Consider the following 8482-nt stretch of genomic DNA (forward strand, 5'->3'; position numbering starts at 1 on the left):
AGCAGCACGACCATCGGGGCGACGATGTAGATGCTGCTGTAGGTGCCGACCAGGATGCCCACCAGCAGCGCAATGCTGAAATCGCGCAGCACCGGACCGCCGAAGATCAGCAGGCTGACGAGTGGCAACATGGTGCATACCGAGGTCATGACCGTGCGCGAGAGCGTCTGGTTGATCGACGCGTTGACGATCTGGCGGTAGCTCTGGCCGCGCAGCAGCTTCAAATTCTCGCGGATGCGGTCAGACACGATGATCGAATCGTTGAGCGAATACCCAATCAGCGTCAGCAGGGCGGCCACCGAGGCGATGTTGAACTCCAGCCGCGCCAGGGCGTAGACGCCCATCACGATGGCGACGTCGTGCAGCACGGCGACGATGGAGCCCAGGCCCATCACGAAGTCGAAGCGGAACCAGACGTACACCAGAATCAGTCCCAGGCCCACCAGCACGGCGTAGATGGTCTGCTGGGTCAGCTCGGCGCCGACGGCTGGACCCACCGTCTCGGTCTGCTGGACCTCGCCGCCGGGCAGGGCCACGATCTTGGCACTGACGGCCTTGACCTCATCGCTGCTGAGCTGCGGCACCTTGATGGTATACGTCACGCCGCTGCTGGTGGGGCTGATCTCGCGCTGGACGGTGGTGCTCTGGCCGGTGACGTTCGGCACGCCCGCCGAGATCACGGCGCTACGGACCTGCTCGGTGGTGGTCGCCGTGCTGATTTTGGCCGTGATGCTGGTGCCAGAGGTAAAATCCACGCCGTAATTCAGGCCGCGCACGCCCACGAAGGTCGCCCCGGCAATCGCCAGCACGATGCTCGCGGTGGTGATGACCGGGCTGGCCTTGATGAAATCGATCTTCGGCACGCCGATGCGGAACGGCGCCGTGAAATCGCGTTTTTTCGCCAGGGCGTACATCATCCACTTGGCGAAGACCAGGTTCGAGAAGGCCGAGGCCACCACGCCGATAATCAGCGTGACCGCAAAGCCCTTGACCGGCCCGGAGGCGTAGTTGTAGAGCGCCAAAGCTGAAAGCAGGTGCGAGGCGTTCACGTCCACGATGGTCAGGGTCGAGTGCTCATATCCGGCGTTGATGGAATTCTTGATGCCCTTGCCCTTGGCCAGCTCCTCCTTGATGCGCTCGAAGGAGATCACGTTGCCGTCCACTGCCGCGCCGATGGTCAGCACCAGGCCAGCGATGCCCGGCAGCGTCAGCGTGGCGCCGAAACCCCCCAGCAAGCCCAGGATGGTCACCGAGCTGAACAGCAGCCCCAGCGCCCCGACCAGGCCGAACCAGAAGCCGTAATAAAAAAACAGCATCCCGAAGATGGCCCCAATGCCCACCAGTGCGGCGATGGCGCCGCTGCGGATGGCGTCGGCGCCCAGCGTCGGGCCGATGGCGCGTTCCTCGTCGACTTTAATCTTGATCGGCAGCGAGCCGGACTTGAGCACCAGCGCGAGCTGGGTGGCGTCCTGCGAGGTGAAACTGCCGGTGATCTGGAAGCTGTTGTACAGCGCCGACTGGATGGTCGCCACCGACTTGATCTGGCCGTCGAGGACCACCGCCATCGACTTCTGGATGTTCCTACCCGTGAAGTCGCCAAAGCTCTTGGTGTCCTTGCCGTTGACATCCACATCCACTTTCCAGACGCTGGGACGCTGCGGATCAATGCTTGCCCGTGCGCCCGCGACGATGCCGCCTGTCGCCTCCACCGGGCCGAGGTCACTGAGTTTGTAGCCCAGCGAGGCCGGGTTGCGCTTGAGTTCGGCGGGGTCCTGCTTGGCGCCCGCGTTCACGATATGAAATTCCAGCTTGGCCTGCTGCTTGATGATCTGGCGGGCACTTTCCTGCACGGCGGGGGTGGCGCCGGGAATCTCGACGACCACCCGTTTGCCGCCCGAAACCGTCACGGTGGGCTCGGTGACGCCCAGGGTGTTGATGCGGTTTTCGATGATGGTCTTGACCTGATCGAGCTGGTCTCTGGTGGCCGCGCCGGATTCGGGCGAGAGCGTCATGCGCAGGCCGCCTTCGAGGTCCAGGCCCAGCGTGACGATTTTGAAATTGCTGCCCCACAGCTCGCCGAGCTGGGCGCGGTGCTGCCAGGGCCGCCAGATGAAGGCCAGGCTGCCCAGCAGCACCGCGAAGATGGCGAGGGTGGTCCACAGGTTGTTGCGGCGCACCGGCGCGGCGGTTTTGCGCCGTTGGGGGCGTTTGGGGGTTTGAAAGGTCATGGGCACTCCAGAGGAGAGAAGGCGGGAACACGGCTGAGCGGACGCCGCAGCGTTACGCCCCGTCGGTCTGGAAGCGGCCCAGCACTTTCAGGTCGGGGTAAAGGGCGCCGCGCTGGGCCTGACCCACAACGGTGGACACGGCTTGTCCCGGCGCGGGCGACGCGGCACTCGGCGGGGCCTCCGGGCTGCCAAGTAAGCCCGGCCCCGGCGTGGGCGCAGGCACGGCCCGCAGCTCCGGCAAGGCCACCTGGCCCGCACTCAGCAGCGGGCGGGGGCCGCGCTCAGGATGCACCGTGCCCTCGCCCCACAGCGCCAGCAGGGACAGCAGCGCGATCAGCCCCGGCCACAGCTTGAACACGCGGGCCACGGCGGGAATTGAGGTAAGGGTCTTTATCTTCTTCATACCGTCCTGGAGAGGCAGATCAGTCTAGCAGGGCGGCGTGAAGATCGCCTGGGCGGAACTGACCAAAGACGTCCTCAACACGGCCCCCCAACACAACACAGGGCACACAACACAGGGCACAACACAGGGCCGCAGGCATCTCGCCCCGGCCCTGTGCTGGACGGTTTCTGTGCTGGACGGTTTCTGTACTGAGGTCGCGGCTAAACCTTCAGCCCTTGACCGCTCCAGCCGTCAGACCGGAGACGATATTGCGCTGGAAGACCAGCACCAGAATAATCAGCGGAATGGTCACGACCACGCTGGCCGCCATAATCAGCGCAAACGGGCTCTCGTGCTGACTGCCGCCCCCGAAGCTGGCAATCGCCACCGGAACGGTCCGGGCGGCGTCGTCGCTGGTGTAGGTCAGGGCGAACAGGTACTCGTTCCAGGCGTTGATGAAGGCCAGCAGGCCGGTGGTCGCCAGCGCGGGCATCATCACCGGCAGCAGCACTTTGAACAGCGTTTGTAAGGGCGTGGCGCCGTCGACCAGGGCCGCTTCCTCCAGCTCGGTGGGAATCTCGCGCACGAAGCTGGTCAGCACCCAGACGGTGAACGGCAAGGTGAAAATCATGTACGAGAGCACCAGGCCGCCGGGTTTGTTGTACAGGTTCAAAGTCTGGATGGTGGTGTACATACCGCCCAGCACGGCAATTTGCGGAAACACACTCACCCCCAGAATGATGTACATCAGCGCGGTTTTGCCCCTGAAGCGGAACTTGCCCAGCGCGTAGGAGGACAGCGATGCCAGCACCAGGCTGATCAGCACCGTGCCCACCGCGACTACCAGGCTGTTTCGCAAACTGTAGAGAAACGAGGGCGTGGTGAACACCGTGACGTAATTCTCCAGCGTGGGCTTGGGCGGAAAGAAGCTCAGCGCCGTCTGCGGCAGGTCGGCAGAGGAGGTCAGGCTGGTCTTGATGGCCCAGTAGAAGGGAAAGAGGACGTAGAGCAAGATCACCACGATCAGTACCCAGAACAGGCCGAGGCCGAGAGTCTGCAACGCGGAACTGCGGCGTTTGGGCACGGTGGACACCGGAACAGTCGAGACGGCCATATCAGTCGAACCTCACGCGCAGGCTGGTCACGTAGATGACGGTGAAGACCATGATGATCAAAAAGATGAGCAAGCTCACGGCGCTCCCGTAGCCCAATGTCCCGAAGTCGATCAAGTTCTGGCGGGCATAGATACTCATGGTCATGGTTTCCTGGGCGTACTGCTTGACGACGAACGGCATATCGAAGACACGCAGCGCGTCCAGCGTGCGAAACACCAGGGCCACCAGCAGCGCAGGCGTGAGCAGCGGCAGGGTCAAGCGGAAGAACTGCCTGAGTTTGCTGGCGCCGTCCACCTCGGCGGCCTCGTACATATCGGCGGGAATGCCCTGAAGCCCGGCCAGCAGCAGCAGCGCCATGAACGGCGCCGTCTTCCAGACATCCACGGCCACCAGTGCCCATAGAGCGGTGTCCGTCTTGGACAAAAACGACTGGCCCGCTTCGAGCAGCCCCAGCGACCTTCCCCACTGGCTGATGACGCCGAGGTTGTCTTGATACATCCAGGCCCACATCTGGGCGCTGACCACCGTGGGAATGGCCCAGGGCACCAGAATGGCGGTTCGCAGCAGCCCCCGGCCCTTGATCTTGGAATTGATCACCATGGCAAACATCAGGCCCAGCAGCGTTTCGAGCACGACGGAGACCACCGAGAACTTGACGGTATTCCACACTGCCGTCCACCACACCGGATCGACCAACAGCCCTGTCCAGGTGCCGTCTTCGCCTTTAAACAGGTAATTGTCAAAGCCGATGAAGGTCGTGGGACCACTGTTGGAGTTGAGCGGGGCGTCGGTAAACGATAGGTAGATGGTTCGCAGTAGCGGATAACCCGCCACCAGCGCCAGCACGATCACGGTCGGCAGCAGCAGCCACATCGCCGTGCGCGCCCGCGTGGTCTCGATACCTGCCCGCCGCCTGGGCCGGGACACGGAACCGGTTGAAATCGCCATAAACACCTCCTGAACGCTGAGAAACGGAAACCTGCGGGCCGCAATGGGGGCTCGGCGCTGACAAGCAGAACTGCTGAACTGTCACTTCATCAACTGGCACTTCATGAACTGGACCTACTGTACGCGCCCCAGGCTACCGCTATTGGCGTGCCCGGATGCGCTCCGAACCAGACTTTCTTCATAAAGTGCTGCGCCCTGACCATTCAGGGGCGTTCACAGCGGCCCCCGGCAGACGTGAAGCAGGAGCACCCCACCTGGAATGCTCCTGCCCCCGATCAGAACGAAGTGGCTTAGAAGCCGCGACCCTTGATGCGGGTGATCTGGGCCTGCGCTCCGGCCAGGGCGGCCTCGGCGGTCTGCTTCTTGGTCAGCACGTTGTAGACGGCGCTGGCGAAGGCGTTGGAGACCTGGTTGTACTTGCCCTTGGTGGCCGTCGCCGGACGGGCCGAGGCGTTGCTGAGGGCGTTGAACAGGCTGCCGAAGAAGGGCGCGGCCTTGAGCACGTCGGCGTCTTTGTAGAGCGCCGGAATGGTCGGGGAGTAGCTGCCCGAAATGGCGCGGCGCTTTTGCTCGGCGCTGCTGGTCAGGTAAGCCACCAGGTCAGCCGCTTCCTTGGGGTGCTTGCTGTAGGCGTTGACACCGAGCTGCCAGCCGCCCAGGGTCGCGGTGGACTTGCCGCCCTCACCGGAAGGCAGCGCGGCCACGCCGATCTTGCCCTTGACCGGGCTGTCGGCGCTCTGGCCCAGCGCGTAGGCGTAGGGCCAGTTGCGCATGAACGCGGCGCTGCCCGACTGGAACACGTTGCGGGCGTCTTCCTCGGCGTAGGTGGTGACGGCTTCGGGGCTGATGGTGCCCACGAAGCTGCCGATGGTCTTGATGGCCGCGACCGCCTGGGGGTTGTTGATGGTGACCTTACCGGTGGGGTCCACGATGCTGCCGCCGCCGTGAGAGGCGACCCACTCCAGCGCGTCGCAGGTCAGGCCCTCATAGTTCTTGCCCTGGAACACGAAGCCGGTGAACTTGGCGTTGGCGGCGCGCTCGCCCGCCTGGATCTTGGTGGCCATCGCCTGGAGTTCGGTCCAGGTCGTGGGGGCGGCTTTGTAGCCGTACTTCTCCATCAGGTCGGTGCGGTAGTACAGCAGGCCGCCGTCGGTAAACCAGGGCACGCCCACGAGCTTGCCGTCGTAGGTGTTGTTCTTGACGATGGCCGGGAAGTAGCTGGCGAGCTGGGCAGCGGGCACCGACTTGCTCAGGTCGAGCAGGCTGTTGCCGATGATGCCGGGCCACACCACGTCGATCATGTACACGTCGACGTCGCTGGACTTGGCGCCGAGCTGCTGCTGGTAGAGGGCCAGACGGTCGCCGGTATCGACGGGCACCTGGAGCAGCTTGACGCTGTTGCCGGTCTTGGCGGCCCAGGCGTCGGTGCCTTTCTTGCACTCGTTAAAGCCGTTACCCGTCGAGTCGCAGGCGAAGGAGACGCTCACGCCAGCAGCGTTTGCGGCGCTGGCCGAAATGGCAGCCGTCAGGGCGATAAGTAGGGCGGTTTTCTTCATGTGGTCCTCCAGGTGAGACCCCGACGGCGCAGGCGAAAGCACCTGCGGAAGCGGTTCCACGTTTGATCGTTTGGTAAAAGGAAGCCTACAACGGGATGAAGATCATGTCAATGTGCCAAAGAACCGTTTAGGTTGGGGATGGGCCGGGCCTGAGTCGCCCTGCCCGGTTCGGCGTCGGTGAGCGGCGTGTTGCGCAACAACGCCTGGCTGAAAGATTGCCCCGGTGGCTGTCTAGCTGCCCCTCCACCTAGCTGCCCCCACACCTAGCTGCCCCTGCCCCTCCACTCTTCAGATTCGGTAGTAGCGCACGCTGCGCGGTCCTAGGCCCTCTTTGCGCAGTTGCCCGGCCAGCGTCAGGCGCCGCAGAATGCGCCAGGCGCCCTGGGTGTTCAGCTCGCAGGCGCCCCGCAGTTCGCTGTTGCACACGCCCTGAGCGCGGCCCGCCAGGCTCAGGGCCATCTCGGCGGCGCCGAATGCGGATGGGGCCTGATTTGCCCTGGCCTGACCAGTCCGAGCCCGGCTGATCGGAGCGGCCCGGCCCGCTTCGGCTGCCCCCGCTTCGGCTGGCCCCACTTCGGCTGCCCCAGCTTCGGTTGCCCCCTGGCCCTGAGTCGGACCATGCAGCGCGGCGAGCGTCTGGGCCGAGAGCCGGTTGATACGGCCCCGCCCGACCCGCTCGGAGACGATCAGATTGCGCTCCTCCATCATGCCCAACAGGCGCGGGGTGCGGTCTTCGGGCAGTTGCAGGGCGCGGGCGAGCTGGGCGCGGGTGGCCGAGCCCTCGCGCCCCAGCAGCGAGAGCACGATCAGCATGTCGAGCGACAAGGTCTGCATCTCCTCTTGCTTGCGGGCCACGAAGCGCACGAAACGGGCGTCGAAGGCCGGGTTGTGCAGGCTCAGCGTCACGGCGTCGGGGTAGGTCAGGTATTCGGGCGGCTCCTTGCCGTGCCGGAGCATCATGGCGTACATCTTGTCCACGCCCACCCCGGCCCGCTCGACCAGGCCCAGCCGGGCCAGGGCTTCGGCCAGCAGCGGATTGCGGCGCTTGGGCTGGTGGCGCAGGATATTCTCGGCGGTGATGCCCCCGCTCAGGCCACCGGGGTTCATGATCTCCAGCCGGTCGGGGTAGTAATGCACGTGCACCACGTCGCGGAGCTGGTAATCGCGGTGGGTCAGGGCGTTGAGCAGCGCTTCTCTGTAGACCGCCTCGTCGTGATCCCACACCTCGATCCGGAACAGGCCCACCTGCACCGGAATAAAGCTGTTACGGGCCTGAATCAGCTCGGATAGGCGCGACAGGGCCGCCGTCAGCGGGCGCAGCAGGTCCTCGCGGAACTGGAATTCCACATCGCTGGTGGCGTGGTGGTAATAACACACCTCGGCCTGGGGAATGTGGGCCTTGAGTGCCCGCGCCGTGCCCGCCAGCAGCAGCCCGGCGATGTTGGGGCGCAGCTCCGTACCACTGCCGGTCTCGACCTCCACCACCAGGCCCAGTTCACGCAAAAAGTCCAGGTCCGGCAAAGCCGACAGGGCGCCCCGGTGCGAGATCGACCTGAGCCGGGCCACCTCCAGCGGGTCGAGGTCGGCCAGGCTGGCGGTCACCGGCACCGAGGCGGTGTAGTCCTGCTGGGCGACGGCGGGCGCGTCGGCGGGGCTGACCGGCACGAAGGCCGCGCCGTCCCAGCCGACCACCGAGCCGTCGGGCGCGGCCAGCACGTAGGGGGCCTGCGGCACGTGGATGCTCAGCGCCCCGCCCTGGGCACGCACCACATTGACGCTCAGCCGCCCGCCACTCAGCGCGAAAATAGCGTGCGTGACCTGCAACGGGTGCAGCTCGAAGCTCGCCTCACCCGCGCTGACGGCGATGACCCCGCCGCGCGTGTTGGCCAGCGCCACGGCGTAGCGTGCCAGCTCGTCGGGCGTGACATTGGCCGCCAGTTGCACCTGCGGCGCGGATTCGGAGACGGGGGGCGGCGTGGTCACGGAACGAAAGTATAGAGCAGATGTCATAAAAGACCCTTTTTATGACCGAGCGGAGCGAGTAGTTTTGACTGAGCAAGGCGCAGAATGGAGGCGCGGGGAGGCTGTTTTCCCCGTGGCGTCATTCGGAGCACTGCTCTAGAGCAAGTGGCATAATAAGTACATGCGAACGATTGTGGGCGCCAGGGGCTACGGTATCGAGCTGAGAGAACGCATCGTCAAAGCCGTCCAGAACGGCGAAAATATCGATAACGTCGCTCGGAAGTTTGAAGT

Annotated in this window: 6 protein-coding genes; all 6 read right to left on the bottom strand. The window is 64.7% G+C overall.

All coding sequences use genetic code 11. The features are described 5' to 3' along the window. The coding region (gene secD / locus Q0R23_RS12340; protein ID WP_293913450.1) for a protein translocase subunit SecD at positions 1–2228 on the bottom strand (2228 nt) is incomplete at its 3' end. A gap of 52 nt (positions 2229–2280) precedes the next feature. Further along, on the bottom strand, positions 2281–2631 hold the full coding sequence (locus Q0R23_RS12345) for a hypothetical protein (protein ID WP_293913452.1): 351 nt from the start codon (positions 2629–2631) through the stop codon (positions 2281–2283). 208 nt (positions 2632–2839) lie between these two features. After that, positions 2840–3724 carry a carbohydrate ABC transporter permease gene (locus tag Q0R23_RS12350; protein WP_293913454.1) on the bottom strand — a complete coding sequence of 295 codons (885 nt, stop codon included), beginning with the start codon at positions 3722–3724 and terminating at the stop codon, positions 2840–2842. Position 3725: 1 nt separating this feature from the next. Continuing rightward, positions 3726–4673 carry a sugar ABC transporter permease gene (locus tag Q0R23_RS12355; protein WP_293913456.1) on the bottom strand — a complete coding sequence of 316 codons (948 nt, stop codon included), beginning with the start codon at positions 4671–4673 and terminating at the stop codon, positions 3726–3728. A gap of 290 nt (positions 4674–4963) precedes the next feature. Further along, a complete protein-coding gene (locus Q0R23_RS12360) occupies positions 4964–6229 on the bottom strand; it encodes an ABC transporter substrate-binding protein (protein ID WP_293913458.1) in 1266 nt (421 codons plus the stop codon). A gap of 288 nt (positions 6230–6517) precedes the next feature. Continuing rightward, positions 6518–8212: an ATP-binding protein gene (locus Q0R23_RS12365; RefSeq protein ID WP_293913460.1), complete on the bottom strand. Its 1695-nt coding sequence runs from the start codon at positions 8210–8212 to the stop codon at positions 6518–6520. Positions 8213–8482 lie beyond the last annotated feature (270 nt).

The organism is Deinococcus sp. (genome assembly GCF_025362455.1).
In the GTDB taxonomy this organism is placed as follows: Bacteria; Deinococcota; Deinococci; order Deinococcales; family Deinococcaceae; genus Deinococcus.